This is a genomic window from Paenibacillus sp. YN15, from assembly GCF_003285005.1.
In the GTDB taxonomy this organism is placed as follows: domain Bacteria; phylum Bacillota; class Bacilli; order Paenibacillales; family NBRC-103111; genus Paenibacillus_AR.
Genome location: NZ_QMFA01000004.1, coordinates 257,786 through 273,812 on the forward strand (window position 1 = coordinate 257,786; position 16,027 = coordinate 273,812).

A 16,027-nucleotide genomic window follows, 5' to 3' on the forward strand; every position below is an offset into this window, starting at 1 on the left:
CTGATCGGCTGAATCTGCAGGGGTATATGGGAGCCATGCCTGTAGTAACCGGAATACTTGTCTCCCAATTGATGGAACAGCACAAAAGGGCACGGAGACAGGTACGTACACGCCCTCCCCTTTTCCTCGCCGAATAAGCGGTTCTACAGCGGCAAGCGATAAGGCTGAATCAGCCCTCGGGGCTTCATCCGGTCCACATCACATCCGGCACAAGAGCAAAAGGCGGCTCCCGGTTCCTGACGGAACGGGAGCCGCCTTGTTGATTCTAAGGCGCCGGGGGTTACTCGCCCGCCAGGGTGAAATCGGCATCCAGCAGCTCCAGCCTGCCCTTCAACCCTTTGCTGACATAAACCTTATGGTCCTTGGTGATGAAGATTGCCTCCACATGGTCACGGGCATCCACGTACTCCAGCCCCTTCTCCAGCCCATACGCGAAGACGAGATTGTCCAGGCCTTCCCCGGCCATTGCCCCATCGGAGAGGATGGTCACACTGGCCAGCTCATTTTGCACCGGCGCGCCGGTCGAAGTGTCCATGATATGGTGGTAGCGCACGCCATTCTCGATGAAGAAGCGTTCGTAAATCCCGGAAGCAACCACTGCCAGCGGCCCCACCTTAACCGTACCGATGGTATTGCCGCGGGACTTGTCCGGATTCTGAATGCCGATGTTCCATTCGCTGCCGTCCGGCTTCAGGCCAACGGTGAGCAGGTTGCCGCCCATGTCGATGATATTGCTGCCGAAGCCTTGCGTAACCAGATAATCGGCGATCAGGTCGGCGGCGTAGCCCTTGCCGGTGCCTCCGATATCCAGCGACATGCCCGGCCTTTTCAGCATGATCGTATGCTTCGCCTCATCGAGAACGACATCCTGGTACCCGACCAGCGCCTTGGCCTGGGCAATCGCCGCATCCGTGGGCTTGTGCGCACCTTCCTTGCCGATTCCCCAAAGGTCGACCAGCGGCCCAACCGTCAGATCAAAAACGCCGTTTGACTTCTGCGAGTCCTCCAGCGCAAACTTGACTGCCGCGAAGGTTTCCGGCGAAACCGCCACCGCTTCCTTGCCGGCCATCCGGTTCACCTTGGCGATGTCGCTGTCCGCGTTCTCGCGGTTAAGCCAACGGTCGACATTGTTCAAAATGTCGCCGATTTTGGCAAAATTCTCTTTCGTCACCTTGGCGTCGTAGACCTTGACCGTCACAACGGTGCCAAAGATGTAATACGTCTCACTCACCGGCAACGTCGTCTCCGCCCCGCCCTTGCTCGCCTGGGAAGCCTGCTTGCCGCAGCCGCCAACTGCCAGACTGAGGATCAGGATCAAGAGCACGGGCCATTTGCCGCGCTTTTTGGTTGTCATATCGGGCCTCCTGCACATATGTGCTCCCAGGGCGTGTATGAGCTGGCACACACCCTGCGGGAGCATTTCTTTTTTCCTATTCATTATGGTAGAATGAAAGCAAATGGTCAAATCCCTGGTGTGACATTTTTTATAGGCGGGTCCCGTCCCATGCTTTGCAAGTCCGGGAGCGGCGACGCGCCCTTTTTGGAGTTGAATCTCATGCTCAAATTGTTCAAAAAAGCCGATCTTATCCTGCTTGCCTCCCTCCTGCTGATCGCATCGTTCTTCATTGTCTTCCCGATCCTGCTAAAAGGGAAATCCCCGGAGGGCCAGGAGCTGTTCGCCAGAATCACCGTCGACGGCAAGCTCTACAAAACCGTGGCGCTCAGTGCGGCGGAGCAGGAGCTGGAGATCCGCACCAAATATGGCTACAACCTGCTTAAGCTGCATGACGGCGGCATTCAGATGATCAAAGCGGATTGCCCGGACCGGTTATGCCTGACCTTCGGCGCCATTACCTCCATCGGTCAAACCATCGTCTGCCTGCCGAACCGGCTGATGGTGGAAGTGGTGAGCGGCACGGGCGGAGGAGGAGGCCTTGATGGCGTTGCATCCTGAGCGTGACCGCGAGGAGCTGAAGACGGCGGCGATGGTCGCCATCCTGGCTGCCGTCTCCGTCGTGCTCGGCATTGTCGAGTCGTTTATCCCCTTTGCCATCGCTGTTCCGGGGGCCAAGCTGGGGCTCGGCAACATCATGGTGCTCACCTGTCTGTATTACTTCAAAGGGCAGGATGCGCTGGCCCTGATCGTCCTGAAGACACTGCTGACCTCGTTCATTCTGGGCACATTCTCAACGTTCCTGTTCAGCCTCTTCGGGTCGTTGGCGAGCTTCCTGATTATGTTCGTCCTGCTGCGGGTGCGGAAGGACTTCTTCAGCCTGGCCGCAATCAGCATCATGGGCGGCATCGCCCATAACCTCGGCCAGCTGGGAGCGGCGGCGCTTGTGCTCGGGACGACCTCGATTTTCTATTACCTGCCGCTGCTGCTCGTTTCCGGCGTGGTCACCGGCTTCTTCATCGGCGTGGCCGCCACCTATCTCATCGGCTCGCTGGATAACCTCGGACTGCTGCAGCAGCGGGCGGGAGGCGCGCGATGAACGTGAACCCGAACCCGCCGATCATCGAGCTGGAGCGGGTCTGTTGCGCCCATGAGCCGGGCGGTCCCGACTTTCTCCGCGACCTCTCCTTCACCGTCCGGTCCGGCGAGTGGATCAGCCTGGTGGGCGCCAATGGCTCCGGCAAATCCAGCTTGGTCAAGCGGCTGAACGGCCTGCTCCCGGCGAGCAGCGGCCGGATCGTCATCGACGGCATCGAGCTGACCGCCCGCACGCTGGGAGATATCCGCGAACGGATCGGCATGGTGTTCGCCAATCCGGACAATCAGTTTGTCGGTCTGAATGTGGCCGACGATATCGTCTTTGGGCTGGAGAACCGCTGCCTGGACCGGGCAGAGATGGCCGCGCGGCTGGAGCGGTACGCGGCGATGCTTGGCATCGAGGCCTTTCTGAACCGGCATCCCGCAGAGCTGTCGGGCGGACAGAAGCAGCGGGTCGCCCTGGCCGCCGTGCTGGCGCTGGAGCCGAAAATTCTTGTGCTGGACGAAGCGACCTCCATGCTGGACGAGCAGGCCAAGGGCGAGATTCTTGCCGTCATCCGGCAGATGCGCACCACCGGCCGCTACACCCTGATCTCGGTCACCCACGACAACGATGAAATCCTCGCTACCGACCGCATGCTTGCCCTGGCAGACGGACAGCTGGCAGCGGACGGCGCGCCCGGCGAGCTGCTGCGCGACACCGCCTTGCTCACCCGGCTGCGGCTGCGGCCTTCCTTTGCCATGGAGCTGGCGGCCGAGCTGGACCGGCTGGGCATTGCCGTTCCGCGGCAGGCCGGCGAAAGCGAACTGATGGAGGCGCTGACCAAGTGGCATTGCGATTCGAACAAGTAACCTATACCTACCGCAGCGCCGGCGCGCGGCAGACGGGGCTGGACGCTCTCGAGCTGACGCTTGCCGAGGGGCGGTTCATCGCCGTGCTGGGCGCTTCGGGGTCCGGCAAGTCCACCCTGCTGCAGCATTTCAACGGCATCCTGCTGCCCGACGCCGGCCGGCTATACCTGCTCGATTACATCCTGCAGCCGGAAATGTCCGGCAAAGGCCTGAAGGAGCTGCGGCGCCGGGTTGGATTGGTCTTCCAATTCCCCGAGCAGCAGCTCTTCGCCGAGACGGTGGAGCAGGACCTGATGTACGGCCCGCTCAATTTCGGCGCGGATGTGCAAACCGCCCGCAGCGCCGCGCGGCAGGCTGCGGCCGCCCTTGGCCTGGGCGAGGAGCTGCTGGCGAAGAGCCCCTTTCACCTGAGCGGCGGCCAGATGCGCAAAGTGGCCATCGCCACCGTGCTTGCCGCCGATCCGGAGGTGCTGGTGCTGGACGAGCCGGCGGCAACCCTCGATCAGGCAAGCCGTGAGGAGCTGCTGGGCCTGCTCGCCGAGCTGTGCCGCAGCCGGGGCAAAACCGTCATCCTCGTCACCCACCGGTTGGAGGAAGTGTTGCCCTATGCCGAGGACTACGTGCTGCTTGCCGCCGGCAAGACGCTGTTCCACGGCTCGCCGGGCGAGCTGCTGGCGAACGCCGCCCTGATGGAGCAGGCGGGCATTGTCACCCCCCCGGCGGTCCGTTTCCTGCGCGATTTCTCGCAGCGCTTCGGCGTTCCTTTTCCCGCAGGCCCCTATACCACCGAACGGTTAGCGCACTTTATTGCCCAGACTCTGGGGGAACACGCTTCACGCTGATCCGCTGCCGTCCCGATGTCCGAAAGGAGTTCCCGCATGGCCAACCGCATGATCATGGGCAAGTACATCGAGACCGACTCGTGGGTCCACCGTCTCGACCCCCGGGCCAAAACACTGGCCATGCTGCTGTATATGGCAGCCGTCTTCCTCGTCCGCTCCGCCGCCGAGCTGGTTCTGCTCGCCGCCTTCTCGGCGGCGGTCATGGCGGCGACGCGTATTCCCTTCCGCACCTACCTCCGCTCCCTGCGCCCGCTACTGTTTCTCATGATCTTCATCTTCATCTTCCATGTCCTGTTTGACACCAGCGGCTCCTGGTCCGTAAGCCTCGGACCGGTCAAGTTCTATTCCGGCGGATTGCAAAAAGGGTTCATGTCCGTCGCCCGGATGGTGCTATTCGTCGCCTACACGGCGGTGCTGACGTTAACCACGCCGCCGCTTCTGCTGACGCAGGCGCTGGAGAGCCTGATGAAGCCCCTTGCCCTGTTTCGCATCTCGCCGCGGAAGGTGACGCTGATGCTGACCACCGCGCTGCGCTTCATTCCCACCGTCTTCGAAGAAGCGCAGAAGATTCTCCGGGCCCAGGCCTCGCGCGGCATGGATCTTGCCGACCAGAACCTGCTGCAGAAGGCGAGGCTGCTCATTTCGCTGCTCGTCCCGGTCACCGTAGGAGCGATCCGCCGGGCGGCGGAGCTGGTGGACTCGATGGAGGCGCGGGGCTACCGCCTGCACCATCCGCGTTCCCGCTTCCATGTGCTGCGCTGGAGCTGGCGCGATACCCTGTTTCTCGCAGCCACCTCGCTTATGGTGCTGGCCACCGTCTTGATCTGAAGCCCGGCTTCTCTGGGGAAAATAAAAAAGCCTTCCGTCTCCCCAGGCTATTCGCTCCGGAGACGAAAGACCTTAAAGCTTCCGCAGTACCCGTACCCGCTCACATGTATGGCCGGTTCCCTGGTGACTATTCCGTAAAATACTTCAGCATAATCTCCAGATCGGCGCAAGCCGGATGGGGGCGCAGCCGGGCGATGATTCGCCCGGCCTTCTTCGCGTACTCGCCGCTTAAGGCCAGCGAACGCTCGACAGCGCCGCTGGCGGCGATGGCCTGCGCTACGCGGTCAAACTCCGCCTCGGGCGAATCCGGACCGAGGGAGCGGATTGCCGCGCGCAGCTCGGGGCTGCCGTTCTCCAGCGCGAATAGCACCGGCAGCGTGACGTTGCCGCTCTTCAGATCGGAGCCCACCGGCTTGCCGATCTCGGCTGCTGACTGGGTGTAATCAAGAATGTCGTCCTTGATCTGGAATGCCATACCCAATGCCTCGCCGAAGGCATACAGCTTCCGGCAGACAGACTTGTCCGCCCGGCTCAGCTCCGCTCCGATGCGGAAGCAGTTGGCCATCAGCACCGCCGTTTTGTTGCGGGATTTCTCCAGATATGCGGACAGCGGCAGGTCATACTGGAAGCGGCTGCTGAGCTGCTGGTACTCTCCCATGCAGAGCTGCATCAGAAGCGAAGCGACCTCGGACAACCGGGGCTTGTCCTCAGGCTTGGGCTCTTCGGCCTCTGCTGCGGCGGGGTCCTCCCCGGCCAGTGCCCATTCCACAGCTCGGGCCATCATATAGTTGGCCACATGGGTGGCCTGAGGCACTCCGACGGTCCGCTGCAGCGTAGGAGCGCCGCGGCGGAGATCGGAGTTGTCGATAATATCATCATGAATCAAGGAAGCCATGTGCAGATATTCCAGGAGAAGGGCGGCTTTCTGCACATGCACCGGATCGGGATCGGGTCCAAACCGGCTGCCGACGAGAACCATCATCGGCCGCAGACGTTTGCCTCCGGCCTCGACGAACCGCGTCACGCTGTGGCTGATCCAGGGATGATCCTTCACATCCGGGTCGGATTCGGCGATGCCGATGAGCTGCCGGTTGAATGTCGCAAGATCGAGAAGAAGGGCTTGGTCAAGCTTCATTGCGGCCTCCTTGTTGGGTCGTTTCCTTTTGGCAGCGGAGCAGATATTCGCTAAAGCCGGCAAAAAGCTCGTCAAAGGCCAGCTCCAGCGGCTCGCCGGCCGCGAGTCCGATCTGAATCTTCTTATGAATCGGCACCAGAAACGCCAGCAGCTCATGCTCTGCGTTCTGGACAAGCCAGCGGAGGTAAGCTCCGAAGAGATAGTCGCCGCCAAGCAGGCTCCTTGTCCGCTCCTCGCCCGTCTCGCGATCCAGCTCCTTATGGAAGGTAAGGCCCAGATCGAGGAGCAGATAACCGCCCAGAATCGTGATCTTTCGTTTGCGCGGCAGCGGAGCTTCGCTGACCATAGCGGCCAGCCTGGCCAGCCGCTGCCCATCCGCCGCGAGGCGGATATTGGTGCCCGGGTCAATCAGCCTCTCTACCCGGCCCAGAGTGTCCTGAATCAGTTTTATGTCCATAATACCCATTCCTTTGTGCAGGCCGCTAAAATGCGGGAAGAGAGAGTCCCGTGCCGCAAGCCGATAGGGCAGCAGGGGACTCTCTCCTGGGACATGCCTGTAGTTGAGTAATGATTAATCTGCGTATAAGTAATACCGCTTGATGATCGGAATACGCCGCGCCACCCGCTTCAGCCACGGATAGACGTAATAATCGAGTCCGAAGGTGCTGCCCGATCCTCCGATCAGAGCGATCGCAGCGGCCATGTACCAGAGCATTTCCGGCGGAGCCATGCCCGAAACCCAGATCATGGCGCCCATCATAAAGGTAACGATGGCGGCCGGGGCCGTGAACAGACCAAGAATCAACAGAGCGCCGCAGATCAGCTCGGCGCCGACCATACCAAGCTGGAACCACTTGGCGAGGAAGGTAAAGCCGCCGTCTCCGGTGTAAAAGAACAGGTGCATGGACCAATCGACAATCTTGTGAACCCAGCCCCATACCGGCAGTGCGGACAAGGCTTCCGCCGTTGCCTGGGAAGCGGCTGCCACCGCATCTGCGCCGACTTGCGCCGCGCCGGCGGCAGTGGCATCGGCGAGAGAAGCGCCGGCCGTTCCATCCTTGGCGACGGTTGCTGCAGGGATCAGGAAGATCTTGTTCGGATCGTCGATGATCTTTTGCAGCTTTTCCCATCCTTCATTAAACCACATGCAACCGGTGAAAATTCGCAGCGGCACCAGCCAGAAGTTCGGCGAGCGTTTGGAGAAATGGCCGCCCACGAAGCTGCGGCGGTGTTTGACATGGAAGATTTCATGCAGAAGATACGTATACACCTTGTTGAAGCCGAGCACCTGCGACAGGTACAGCATGTTGATGGCATGCTTGGACAGCATCGCAAAGAACCCGCTCAGCTTAAACATCAGGTTGGGCAGACCGACATTGGCGACGCCGTAGCGGCTGCCGATGCTGACCATCACGCCGTGGAATACCGGCTTGTAGGATTTTTTCTCCTTGCCGCGGAATTCCGTGGCAATGTTGTAGGCGATTATCGGTGCAGCGTTCTCGGCGTTCTCGACCATCTGCGGCACGGGAGCGCTGGCGCCTTCCGGGATGTAAAACATATTGTCGCCAACCACATACACTTCCGGATGGTCCGGAACCTGCAGCTTGTCGTTGATCAGGACGCGCTTGTTGCCCTTCTGCTCAACATCGAGTCCGGCCACCAGATCCGAGCCCTCGACACCGGCGGTCCAGATGACGGTCTTTGAAGCGATCTCCCGGTTGCCGAGCTGCACGCCATTCTCGGATACACCGGTTATCTTCGATCCGGTAATAATATTTACGCCCAGCTTGCCCAGATGCTTTTCCGCTTTCTTGATCAGGGAATCCGGGAGAATTGGCAAAATTTTATTGGCCATATCGACCACGTGGAGAGTAACCTCAGAGCGCTCGATATGATGCTCACGGCAGAGATCCTGGACATATTCGGCCAGCTCGCCGATCATTTCCACACCGGTGAAGCCGGCGCCGACGACCACAAAGGTCAGCATGGCCTTGCGCTTCGCTGCATTGCGTTCTTTTACCGCCTCGCGGAACATGTGGAGAATCTGCTCCTTGAGGCTGACGGCATCCTCAAAGGACCAAAGCGGGAACGCATGCTCCTGCGCCCCGGGTGTACCGAAATAGGTGGGTTTGCTGCCCGTACCGATCACCAGATAATCATAAGCGTAAGCTTTGGCTTCGCCGCGCAGCTTGCGGGAATCAAGATCAATATTGGAAATTTCGTCCTGAACCACATCGACATTTTTGAAACCTGCAAAAACCTTCTTCAGGTCGATCTTGATGGCGTCCTCATCCGTACGTCCGGCGGCGACTTCATGAAGTTCTGTGAGAAGAGTGTGGTACGGGTTTCTGTCGATGAGGGTAATGCGTACATCTTGCTTCTTCAGCAGCTTGCCGAGTTTCTTGGCCGTCAGGACGCCGCCGTAACCGCCGCCCAAAACAACGATCTGTTTCATTACGTTACACCTCACGATAAATTCAACTGGATGATGTGAACCCGCGGCTTTGTAGGAACCGCGGGTTTATCGCTTAACCGTTATGCATTATTTGGCTTGATTGAGGGCCTTCTTGGCAAGATCAGTGAACCCGTTCACGTGGATGGATACACCGGAGATGGCGTCGGTCTTGCCATCGCTGGCAACCTTAATTGCATCCGGAGCCTGCTTCTCAAGCAGGTACTGTTCGGCTTTGTAGGCCTGTTCGTGCCATTCGGAGGATGCGCCGCCGGCTTTCATGCCGTATTGGCCGCTCCGCGAACGGGTCTTCTTGTCGGTGCCGCCGTCCTTGTGTACGCCGTTCCATTCGACGGCGAAGATCTTGCCGTCCAGCACCGTGACCGTTACGATGTCTTTCCAACCGCTGCTTGCATCAAACTCGCCTTCGGCCTTGTAGGTGCCGTCTTTGTAGGTGCCCGCTTTCACAGGACCGGCTTTCAGAGCTTTATCAGCCAGGGTGGCCAGGCCGTTCACATGCACGGATACGCCGGAGATGGCGTCGGTTTTACCTTCAGCGTTATACTTGATGGCAGCCGGATCTTGCTTCTCAATCAGGAATTTCTCGGCTTTTGCAGCTTGTTCATGCCATTCTGCGGAAGCCTTTCCTTTGGCTTTCATGCCGTAGCGGCCGTCAAGGGAATATTGCTTCTTGTCAATGCCGCCGTCCTTGTTAAGGCCGGTCCAGTTAACGGAAACGATCTTGCCGCCTTCCACCTTCAGGCCAACAGCTTCCTTCCAGCCGGAGCTGGCATCGAATTCGTCGGCTTGAGCGTAATAAACGCCGTCTGCATATTGGCCTGCGGAAGCCGCCGGGGCCGAAGACGCCGGAGAAGCCGAAGGGCTGGAAGATTCGCCGGATTTGCTGCCGCCGCAGCCCGCTGCCAAAGCTGCGGTAAGCGAAAGAGACAATATAATTGCTGCTGTTTTTTTCATTACGTAAGTTCCTCCCCTTTTGGTTCGTGTTTGTGATTCATTTCACACGCAGGTTTGATTATAACAACTTTTGGCGCAAAAACATAGTGATTTTTTTCACTACAATTGATTTCTATTCGACAGTTTTTTGACGAATCCACTATCTCCATCCATGAAAACCCTTTCCTGCCGTGTCTCCGTTCCTCCCCCCTATATTACCCCAAAACGCCGGTTATGAATTTGTTCATCCGAAAAAAAATACATCCAGCTGTTCTACGGAGGACGTCAACAAAAACACCTCTACCCATTATGACAGAATTCATGATGAAAACAAGAATCATTTTCATCTTTATTGGACAAATTTCTGAAAATCATTTTCACCATTATTGGACAAATTTCTGAAAAACCGGTATGATCGCCTACAGAGGCTGCAGCGCGGTCTTCCGACCCTTTTTCTCAGGCAGGTGCACTCATGAATGTTAAAAGCTTTCTCAAGCTGGTGGAGATCCAGACAAAAGTAGCCAGCGTCATCCCCTTCGCTTTCGGAACCCTCTACGCGTATTACCACTTCCGGGAATTTCATCCGTTGCCCTTCGCGCTCATGCTGCTTTCGCTGCTGGCCTTCGACATGGCCACGACGGCCATCAATAATTACATGGACTACAAAAAAGCCGTCAAAACCAGCGGCTACGGTTACGAGAGCCACAACGCCGTCGTCCGTTATCAATTGAGCGAACGCTCCGTCATTGCCGCCATCGCCGCGTTGCTGCTGGTCGCCGCGGCCGCCGGGATCGTTCTTGTGCTGAACAGCGATATCCTGGTGCTGCTGCTGGGGGGCATTTCCTTTCTCGTCGGCATTCTGTACTCCTTCGGACCTGTGCCGATCTCGCGGATGCCGCTGGGCGAATTGTTCTCAGGCGGGTTCATGGGCTTCCTATTGCTGTTCATCACCGTCTTCATCCAGACCGATTCCGGGCAATTGGCCGCCCTTGACCTCTCCGCCCTGTGGGATGGGATCGTCAGCCTGCGGCTCAACCTCGTGGAAATCATCGCCGTCTGCTTCGTGTCCGCTCCCATGGTCGCCGGCATCGCCAACATCATGCTGGCCAACAACATCTGCGACATGGATGATGATTTGGAGAACCGCCGTTATACCCTGCCGCAGTACATTGGCAAGCGCAACTCCTTGCTCCTGTTCCGGGCCCTTTACTATGTATCCTACGTGGATGTGATCGCCTTGGCCCTCCTCGGCGTCCCGCTTTATTTGCTGCTCATCATCGCCGCCACCCTGGTGCCGCTGAACCGCAACCTGCGGGCCTTCGACCGCCAGCAGCTCAAGGCCGTCACCTTCAGCCTCTCGGTCAAAACCTTCCTCATCCTGTCCGCCGCGCGCCTCGTGGTGCTGGTGCTGGCGATTCTTATCCAGGGTTAGCGAAGCCTGGAAAGATACAACCTCGGGGGCCCAACCCTCCTTGCAAAATTTGCTTGAAAAATAAGCCTTTGGGAACCCCCAGTCGAACTGGGGGTTTTTGTGTACAACAAAAAAACCCTTGCAGCGCAAGGGGTTGTCTCATTAATGGGCCCTGCAGGACTCGAACCTGCGACCAATCGGTTATGAGCCGACCGCTCTAACCAACTGAGCTAAGGGCCCGAACAAAAAAAATAATATTGCGGGGGCAGGATTTGAACCTGCGGCCTTCGGGTTATGAGCCCGACGAGCTACCGGACTGCTCCACCCCGCGTCGTAAAAGAAAATTGCGTATACGTTGCCGCTTATGGCGACAAATGTAAATATACCAGAATGGCAGTTGTCCAGTCAAGGCTTTTCTTGCAAAAAAATATCCCGCGTCCGCCGCGGGTCTGGATGCTGCCGGCTACTCCATCAGGCGGTACCGGACGCCGAACCGGCCTTTGGTGGAGCGGTAAATTTCGACGGACTGCGGGCACTCATACCCGTAAATCCACCAGTCCTCCTCCATTCGTTTGGCCAGGCAGCCGGCCTGAAACTTGCTTTCGTACAACTTGGCCCAATACACCCAATTCATCACCTTTCGCCCCCTGTCCTCCCTTGTCGGTATTCTTAGCATATCCAATCCGCAGGGAAAACCATCCCTTTAGTCTTCTCCCCCTCCCCAGCCTATTTCTTTTAAACGGAACTGAGAAACTCTTAAAAGCGGATTTTGAGGGTAATTGGCGTCCTAACGGAACTGAAAAGCTCTTATACCCCGCCCGCAGCCTTATTCCGCCCCCATTTTACCGCAAGGGCTACGTAAGGGCCTCTCAGTTCCGCAAAAAATCCCAATGCCCACTTTTTCCTCAATAAGAGCCGCTGAGTTCCGCAACAGAAGGCTAAGCCCCCTAATGTACGTGCCAAACTTACAAAATAACCCTCCGCTGCCTGTGCGAAGGGTTATTGGGCCGGCGGCCCCACCGGCATAGATTACGGGGCATCCTCATGCTCTTCCGGTACGGAAAGCAAATCGCCTGCGCCCGCTTCCTCCATGTCCCGTAAGCGATGGGCCAGACGGCTGGCTGCCGAGGAGGCGATGCTGGCCACCAGATCATCCAGGAAGGTATGCACCTGGCCGCCGGTTTTGGAATCCAGCTGCTTGATAATGCCGCTTTTGCACTTGTCCAAAAATCCGAAGGTAGTGACGGCAATGCTGCCATAAGCGAATACGGCTCCGAGAGCAAGCGTCTCGTCGCAGCCGAACAAACCCTCGTCCTTCTCCAGAATCGACTGCAGAGGTTCGGACAGGGCTTTCTTTTCGGCCAGCTTATCAAGCTCCACACCTACCAATATGGCATGAAGCAGCTCCCGTTTTTCCAGTACCCGCTTGACGCTGTCCAGGCAGGCCTCCTGGCTGAGATGGGGATGATATGGGGCTTGCAGCTCAAATACAATCTCCGCGATTTGCTCCAGTGTGACGCCGCGTTCCGCCAGAAGCCGTACGGCCGCCTCTTTGACTGTCCTGCTGTGAACTCTTCCCTCCACACCCATCTCCCCTTTCACATCTATCTTATGAGGGGAGAGACGCAGAAGTGTCCTGGGATGAAGCAAAGTTATTGCAGGAGCATTATTCGTATTGGATGGCGTCAAAATAGGATTCCAGCGCCTTCTCGTAATCATTGTTCTTCTCGGCCGCAAAACCCGCATCCACCAGCTCCCGGTCCAATCCCGGGGCCAGCTCCATGGCCTTCTTCATATGGACAAGCGCCTGGGGCACATCCGTCTTATGCAGGAGAAACCAGGCCAGATACTGGTACGCCTTGGCCAGACGGGCATTGTCCGCGTGAAGGCTGTTCAGCTTGTGCACAATCTCTTCCGCCCGCTCCACCGCCTCCAGAATAAAGCCCTGGCCAAACCGGCATTGGGCGATCAGTTGGGAAATCTCCTCCCGCAGGAACTCCAGCTCCGGCACCTGGGCATATTCCTTGCGGGCCTCCCAGAGCAGATTCTCCGCCTCGTCATACTTCATCTCATCCATCAGCAGATACGCCATCTCCATACGGGCCCGGATGCGGGCGGCGTCCTGCTCGCTGTCCCCGGTGGGCAGAGCCGTAGCAATGCTCTGCAGCAGCAGCGCCCCCTCCTGGGCTTTGCCCGACTCCAAAAGCGCCGACGCCACCGCCAGCCGCGCCCCCAAATCCGTTCGCGCGCTATCGCATATAAAGGCATTCTCCCGGTCAAACCAGGGGAGAATGGTGCTTAATAATTCCTGAACCGTCTGATCCGCTACCCGTTCCATCGATAACTCCAGCTCCTTTTTATCCAACGGCTATGTACTTGCGCTGCGGGCCGTCCCGCTGTCCCTATCCATTATAAGCGAAGCCGCGGCGGAAAAGAAAGGCGAACCGGCCTCCGCCGATCCGCCTTCTTCATTAGAACGCGCTGCCCGCCTTAATAAGCGCGCATCACGGCACTGCCTCCCATAGTGCTGCCGTCTCCCATATCCAGAGGACCGTTGGGATTATCCCGCATCTGCTGCAGCATGGAATCCCCGCGGGTCTGCCAGGATTTCAGCGCATCCCGAATGGATTTGTTCCCTTGCAGGGCGTTGTTGTACTCCATTTGGGCTACACTGTATACGGCATAGATATTGGGATATTTCCGGTACAGGCTATACATGTCATTCATGGTTTCCAAAGCCGGCTTCACATTGATAAACGCATTTATGTTCAGGTCGGAGCCTTCCCTGCTCTTGATGTAGGATTTGCGGGACAGGAGCTGGTAGTTGTTCTTGGCCTTGGCCCGGGCATAATCCTCGCCGTTGATGAACTTCAGGAAGCTCCAGGCATCCTGCGGATTGCCGGCCTTGGCGTTGATGCCCATAATTCCGTTCAGGCTGACGCTGCCCACCACGCCGGGATGCTCCGGATGGCTGGGAAGGGTAACGGCATTGTATTCAATCGGCGTAAAGTTGTTGTACTTGGCCGCATTCTTATTGGCGTTGTCAATCCGCGACAGATCATAATAGTTCATGACGGACATGGCCAGACGGTTGGACAGGAAGTCGTCATAGCCAAACGGATTTTCCGCGCTGGACTGTTTGGACCGCATGAAAACCTCATCCTGATAATCATTCTGGCTGGGGATAACCTTATCCTTCTCCAGCTGGATCAAGGTGTTCCATACCTTTTCCCAGTTGTCCGAATCCACCGTCAGCTTCTCCACTTCCTTGTCGAAGATGGAAAGCCCCATCGGGGAAGCATAGATGGTCATCATATTCATATAGTCCATATAGCCCTGGGAATTGAAGCTGAAGCCGTAAACGCGCTTGGCGGAATCCTTATTGGTCACACGGCGGGCCAGATCAAACACCTGATCCCAGGTCATGTTGTCCTCGGGGTAAGGAGCGCCCGCTTCATCGAAAATCTTTTTATTGTACACCAAAGCCGCCGAGGAGAACGTGGGCGAAAGAGCATAAAGCTTGCCGTCGGGGCTGACGCTCTTCAGTCCGTCCAGCACGATGGGGGCGATATCCGCCGTGTCGAACTTGTCCTTGGTGATCAGCGGGTCGAGAGGCTGCAGCAGATTGTCGGTCAGCAGGTCCTGCATTTCATTCAAATTGAACATAACAATATCGGGAGGGTTGTCGGCCTGCATCACCTCCTTAAGCTTCACCACCGGATTGGGTTGCTGCTCCTTCTGCTGCTCGGGAGTGATATAACCGCCGTAACGCATGGCGCTGCTGTCCACCACCTCCACAAACTCCAGCTTGATATTGGGATGGGCATACTCGAAAATCTCCGTAAATTGCTGGCGGAAATATTCTCCTTCCTCTCCGTTGTCGGTAGTGGCGGCAATCCGCAGCACCCGCTCCGTGTTTTTGTCCTCGGCATCCCCTTTGGTGCAGGCCGCCAGCGCGGGCATGACCATAGTCAGCGAAAGCGCCGCGGCAATCCAAGACTTCTTCATTGTTTGTTCTCCCTTCCTTTTCCAGTTTCTATCTTTTGCGGAATTCTTCATACGGCCAAAAGTATTCGGAATCCGCTTCAAAGCTGCTCTTCACTTTTGCGGGATTCTTCTCGGGGGCTCCCCCAAAAGTATTCGGAATCCGCTTCAGAGCCTCTCTTCACTTTTGGGGGACAAAGTTTCTATCCCAGCTTTCGCGGGGCCTTGATCACGATCTTCTCGCCGTCGAATTCCATGGAGGCCTTTCCGGCGATGCCCAGCTGCTCCAGATATGTCTTGGGCACCTGCAGCCGTCCCGCCCGGTCCAGCACCACATATTCCTCATGCTCATCCCGGATGGAGCCCTTGAAGCCGGAGACGGAGAGGTCCAGTCCCGGATTGCGCTTCACAAACTCCGTGCTGGTCATGCCGTCCCGGATGGCCACCACCCGGTCCACGGAGCTGGCCAGGGACATGTCGTGGGTAACAATGACAATGGTGACCCCGGTATCCCGGTTCAGTCTCCGGAAGATGGACATAATCATGTCCGAGGTTTCCGTGTCTACGGAGCCGGTGGGCTCATCCGCCAGAAGAAGCTTGGGGCGGTTGCACAGCGAGATGGCGATGGCCACCCGCTGCTGCTCGCCGCCGGAGAGCTGATGCAGCTTGTTGTGCATCCTGGCTCCCAGGCCTACGGCCTCCAGCAGCTGCTTGGCATACGCCCGGTCCACCTTGCCGCCCAGCATCATGGGCATTTCCACATTTTCCAGGGCGGACAGATAAGGCAGCAGGTTGCGCCCGTTGTTCTGCCAGATGAAGCCGACGGTGCGGCGCTTGTATTCCACCAGCTCCTCGTCGGTGATCTTCAGCAGATTCCATTCCCCAACCCGCACCTGGCCTGCGGAGGGGCGGTCCAGGCCGCCCAGAATATTAAGCAGCGTCGACTTGCCGCTGCCGCTGTTGCCGATAATGGCCATCAGCTCGCCAGGCTCTACATGAATATTCAGGCCCTGGAGCGCCACAACCTCCAGATCCACAGTTTTGTAAATTTTGACCAAACCCTCGCATTGAATCATCG

16 protein-coding genes and 2 tRNA genes are annotated in these 16,027 nt (G+C 57.8%); 6 read left to right on the forward strand and 12 right to left on the reverse strand.

Features of this window, described 5'->3' with window-relative positions; genetic code table 11:
- Window positions 1-280 precede the first annotated feature (280 nt).
- Window positions 281-1,354, reverse strand: coding sequence for an FAD:protein FMN transferase (locus DQG13_RS05645; RefSeq protein WP_113018763.1), 1,074 nt, complete (start codon window positions 1,352-1,354; stop codon window positions 281-283).
- 201 nt (window positions 1,355-1,555) lie between these two features.
- Here DQG13_RS05645 and DQG13_RS05650 point away from each other — a divergent pair, with 201 nt between their 5' ends.
- From DQG13_RS05650 to DQG13_RS05670, 5 genes are read left to right on the forward strand one after another with little or no spacing between them, the layout of a single operon-like run.
- On the forward strand, window positions 1,556-1,954 hold the full coding sequence (locus tag DQG13_RS05650; RefSeq protein WP_113018832.1) for a NusG domain II-containing protein: 399 nt from the start codon (window positions 1,556-1,558) through the stop codon (window positions 1,952-1,954).
- Window positions 1,938-2,492: a Gx transporter family protein gene (locus DQG13_RS05655; protein ID WP_113018764.1), complete on the forward strand. Its 555-nt coding sequence runs from the start codon at window positions 1,938-1,940 to the stop codon at window positions 2,490-2,492. Before DQG13_RS05650 ends, DQG13_RS05655 begins: the two co-directional genes overlap by 17 nt.
- Entirely contained in the window at window positions 2,489-3,343 is an 855-nt protein-coding gene (locus tag DQG13_RS05660; RefSeq protein WP_113018765.1) for an ATP-binding cassette domain-containing protein, read from the forward strand. The genes DQG13_RS05655 and DQG13_RS05660 overlap by 4 nt, the downstream gene beginning before the upstream one ends.
- Window positions 3,319-4,185: an ATP-binding cassette domain-containing protein gene (locus DQG13_RS05665; protein WP_113018766.1), complete on the forward strand. Its 867-nt coding sequence runs from the start codon at window positions 3,319-3,321 to the stop codon at window positions 4,183-4,185. The genes DQG13_RS05660 and DQG13_RS05665 overlap by 25 nt, the downstream gene beginning before the upstream one ends.
- A gap of 36 nt (window positions 4,186-4,221) precedes the next feature.
- Window positions 4,222-5,013 carry an energy-coupling factor transporter transmembrane component T family protein gene (locus DQG13_RS05670; protein WP_113018767.1) on the forward strand — a complete coding sequence of 264 codons (792 nt, stop codon included), beginning with the start codon at window positions 4,222-4,224 and terminating at the stop codon, window positions 5,011-5,013.
- A 127-nt stretch (window positions 5,014-5,140) separates the two neighbouring features.
- Here the strand turns inward: DQG13_RS05670 and DQG13_RS05675 are convergent, their stop codons facing one another.
- The 4 genes from DQG13_RS05675 to DQG13_RS05690 all read right to left on the reverse strand — a co-directional run bounded on the left by DQG13_RS05675 (window position 5,141) and on the right by DQG13_RS05690 (window position 9,575).
- Window positions 5,141-6,148, reverse strand: coding sequence for a polyprenyl synthetase family protein (locus DQG13_RS05675; protein ID WP_113018768.1), 1,008 nt, complete (start codon window positions 6,146-6,148; stop codon window positions 5,141-5,143).
- Window positions 6,138-6,605: a hypothetical protein gene (locus tag DQG13_RS05680; RefSeq protein WP_113018769.1), complete on the reverse strand. Its 468-nt coding sequence runs from the start codon at window positions 6,603-6,605 to the stop codon at window positions 6,138-6,140. The genes DQG13_RS05675 and DQG13_RS05680 overlap by 11 nt, the downstream gene beginning before the upstream one ends.
- Window positions 6,606-6,719: 114 nt before the next feature.
- Entirely contained in the window at window positions 6,720-8,603 is a 1,884-nt protein-coding gene (locus tag DQG13_RS05685) for an FAD-dependent oxidoreductase (protein ID WP_113018770.1), read from the reverse strand.
- 87 nt (window positions 8,604-8,690) lie between these two features.
- Entirely contained in the window at window positions 8,691-9,575 is an 885-nt protein-coding gene (locus DQG13_RS05690; protein WP_113018771.1) for an FMN-binding protein, read from the reverse strand.
- 451 nt (window positions 9,576-10,026) lie between these two features.
- Between DQG13_RS05690 and DQG13_RS05695 the strand changes: the two genes are divergently transcribed.
- Entirely contained in the window at window positions 10,027-10,986 is a 960-nt protein-coding gene (locus tag DQG13_RS05695; RefSeq protein WP_113018772.1) for a 1,4-dihydroxy-2-naphthoate polyprenyltransferase, read from the forward strand.
- A 145-nt stretch (window positions 10,987-11,131) separates the two neighbouring features.
- Here the strand turns inward: DQG13_RS05695 and DQG13_RS05700 are convergent.
- The 7 genes from DQG13_RS05700 to DQG13_RS05725 all read right to left on the reverse strand — a co-directional run bounded on the left by DQG13_RS05700 (window position 11,132) and on the right by DQG13_RS05725 (window position 16,025).
- Window positions 11,132-11,205, reverse strand: a tRNA-Ile gene (locus tag DQG13_RS05700).
- Window positions 11,206-11,222: 17 nt separating this feature from the next.
- Window positions 11,223-11,296, reverse strand: a tRNA-Met gene (locus tag DQG13_RS05705).
- 132 nt (window positions 11,297-11,428) lie between these two features.
- Window positions 11,429-11,599 carry a hypothetical protein gene (locus tag DQG13_RS30670; RefSeq protein WP_181592598.1) on the reverse strand — a complete coding sequence of 57 codons (171 nt, stop codon included), beginning with the start codon at window positions 11,597-11,599 and terminating at the stop codon, window positions 11,429-11,431.
- Window positions 11,600-11,994: 395 nt separating this feature from the next.
- Window positions 11,995-12,549 carry a phosphatidylglycerophosphatase A family protein gene (locus DQG13_RS05710; protein WP_397333933.1) on the reverse strand — a complete coding sequence of 185 codons (555 nt, stop codon included), beginning with the start codon at window positions 12,547-12,549 and terminating at the stop codon, window positions 11,995-11,997.
- 82 nt (window positions 12,550-12,631) lie between these two features.
- Window positions 12,632-13,303 (reverse strand): tetratricopeptide repeat protein, encoded by a 672-nt coding sequence (locus tag DQG13_RS05715; protein WP_113018774.1) that lies wholly within the window; start codon window positions 13,301-13,303, stop codon window positions 12,632-12,634.
- A gap of 152 nt (window positions 13,304-13,455) precedes the next feature.
- On the reverse strand, window positions 13,456-14,973 hold the full coding sequence (locus tag DQG13_RS05720; RefSeq protein ID WP_181592599.1) for an ABC transporter substrate-binding protein: 1,518 nt from the start codon (window positions 14,971-14,973) through the stop codon (window positions 13,456-13,458).
- Window positions 14,974-15,152: 179 nt separating this feature from the next.
- Entirely contained in the window at window positions 15,153-16,025 is an 873-nt protein-coding gene (locus DQG13_RS05725; RefSeq protein ID WP_113018776.1) for an ABC transporter ATP-binding protein, read from the reverse strand.
- Between the last annotated feature and the right edge of the window lie 2 nt (window positions 16,026-16,027).

Excerpts from the sequence above, each read along its gene's own strand:
- DQG13_RS05645 (WP_113018763.1), bottom strand. The coding sequence starts at position 1,354 with ATGACAACCAAAAAGCGCGGCAAATGGCCCGTGCTCTTGATCCTGATC.
- DQG13_RS05650 (WP_113018832.1), top strand. The coding sequence starts at position 1,556 with ATGCTCAAATTGTTCAAAAAAGCCGATCTTATCCTGCTTGCCTCCCTC.
- DQG13_RS05655 (WP_113018764.1), top strand. The coding sequence starts at position 1,938 with ATGGCGTTGCATCCTGAGCGTGACCGCGAGGAGCTGAAGACGGCGGCG.
- DQG13_RS05660 (WP_113018765.1), top strand. The coding sequence starts at position 2,489 with ATGAACGTGAACCCGAACCCGCCGATCATCGAGCTGGAGCGGGTCTGT.
- DQG13_RS05670 (WP_113018767.1), top strand. The coding sequence starts at position 4,222 with ATGGCCAACCGCATGATCATGGGCAAGTACATCGAGACCGACTCGTGG.
- DQG13_RS05675 (WP_113018768.1), bottom strand. The coding sequence starts at position 6,148 with ATGAAGCTTGACCAAGCCCTTCTTCTCGATCTTGCGACATTCAACCGG.
- DQG13_RS05680 (WP_113018769.1), bottom strand. The coding sequence starts at position 6,605 with ATGGACATAAAACTGATTCAGGACACTCTGGGCCGGGTAGAGAGGCTG.
- DQG13_RS05685 (WP_113018770.1), bottom strand. The coding sequence starts at position 8,603 with ATGAAACAGATCGTTGTTTTGGGCGGCGGTTACGGCGGCGTCCTGACG.
- DQG13_RS05690 (WP_113018771.1), bottom strand. The coding sequence starts at position 9,575 with ATGAAAAAAACAGCAGCAATTATATTGTCTCTTTCGCTTACCGCAGCT.
- DQG13_RS05695 (WP_113018772.1), top strand. The coding sequence starts at position 10,027 with ATGAATGTTAAAAGCTTTCTCAAGCTGGTGGAGATCCAGACAAAAGTA.
- DQG13_RS30670 (WP_181592598.1), bottom strand. The coding sequence starts at position 11,599 with ATGAATTGGGTGTATTGGGCCAAGTTGTACGAAAGCAAGTTTCAGGCC.
- DQG13_RS05715 (WP_113018774.1), bottom strand. The coding sequence starts at position 13,303 with ATGGAACGGGTAGCGGATCAGACGGTTCAGGAATTATTAAGCACCATT.
- DQG13_RS05720 (WP_181592599.1), bottom strand. The coding sequence starts at position 14,973 with ATGAAGAAGTCTTGGATTGCCGCGGCGCTTTCGCTGACTATGGTCATG.
- DQG13_RS05725 (WP_113018776.1), bottom strand. The coding sequence starts at position 16,025 with ATGATTCAATGCGAGGGTTTGGTCAAAATTTACAAAACTGTGGATCTG.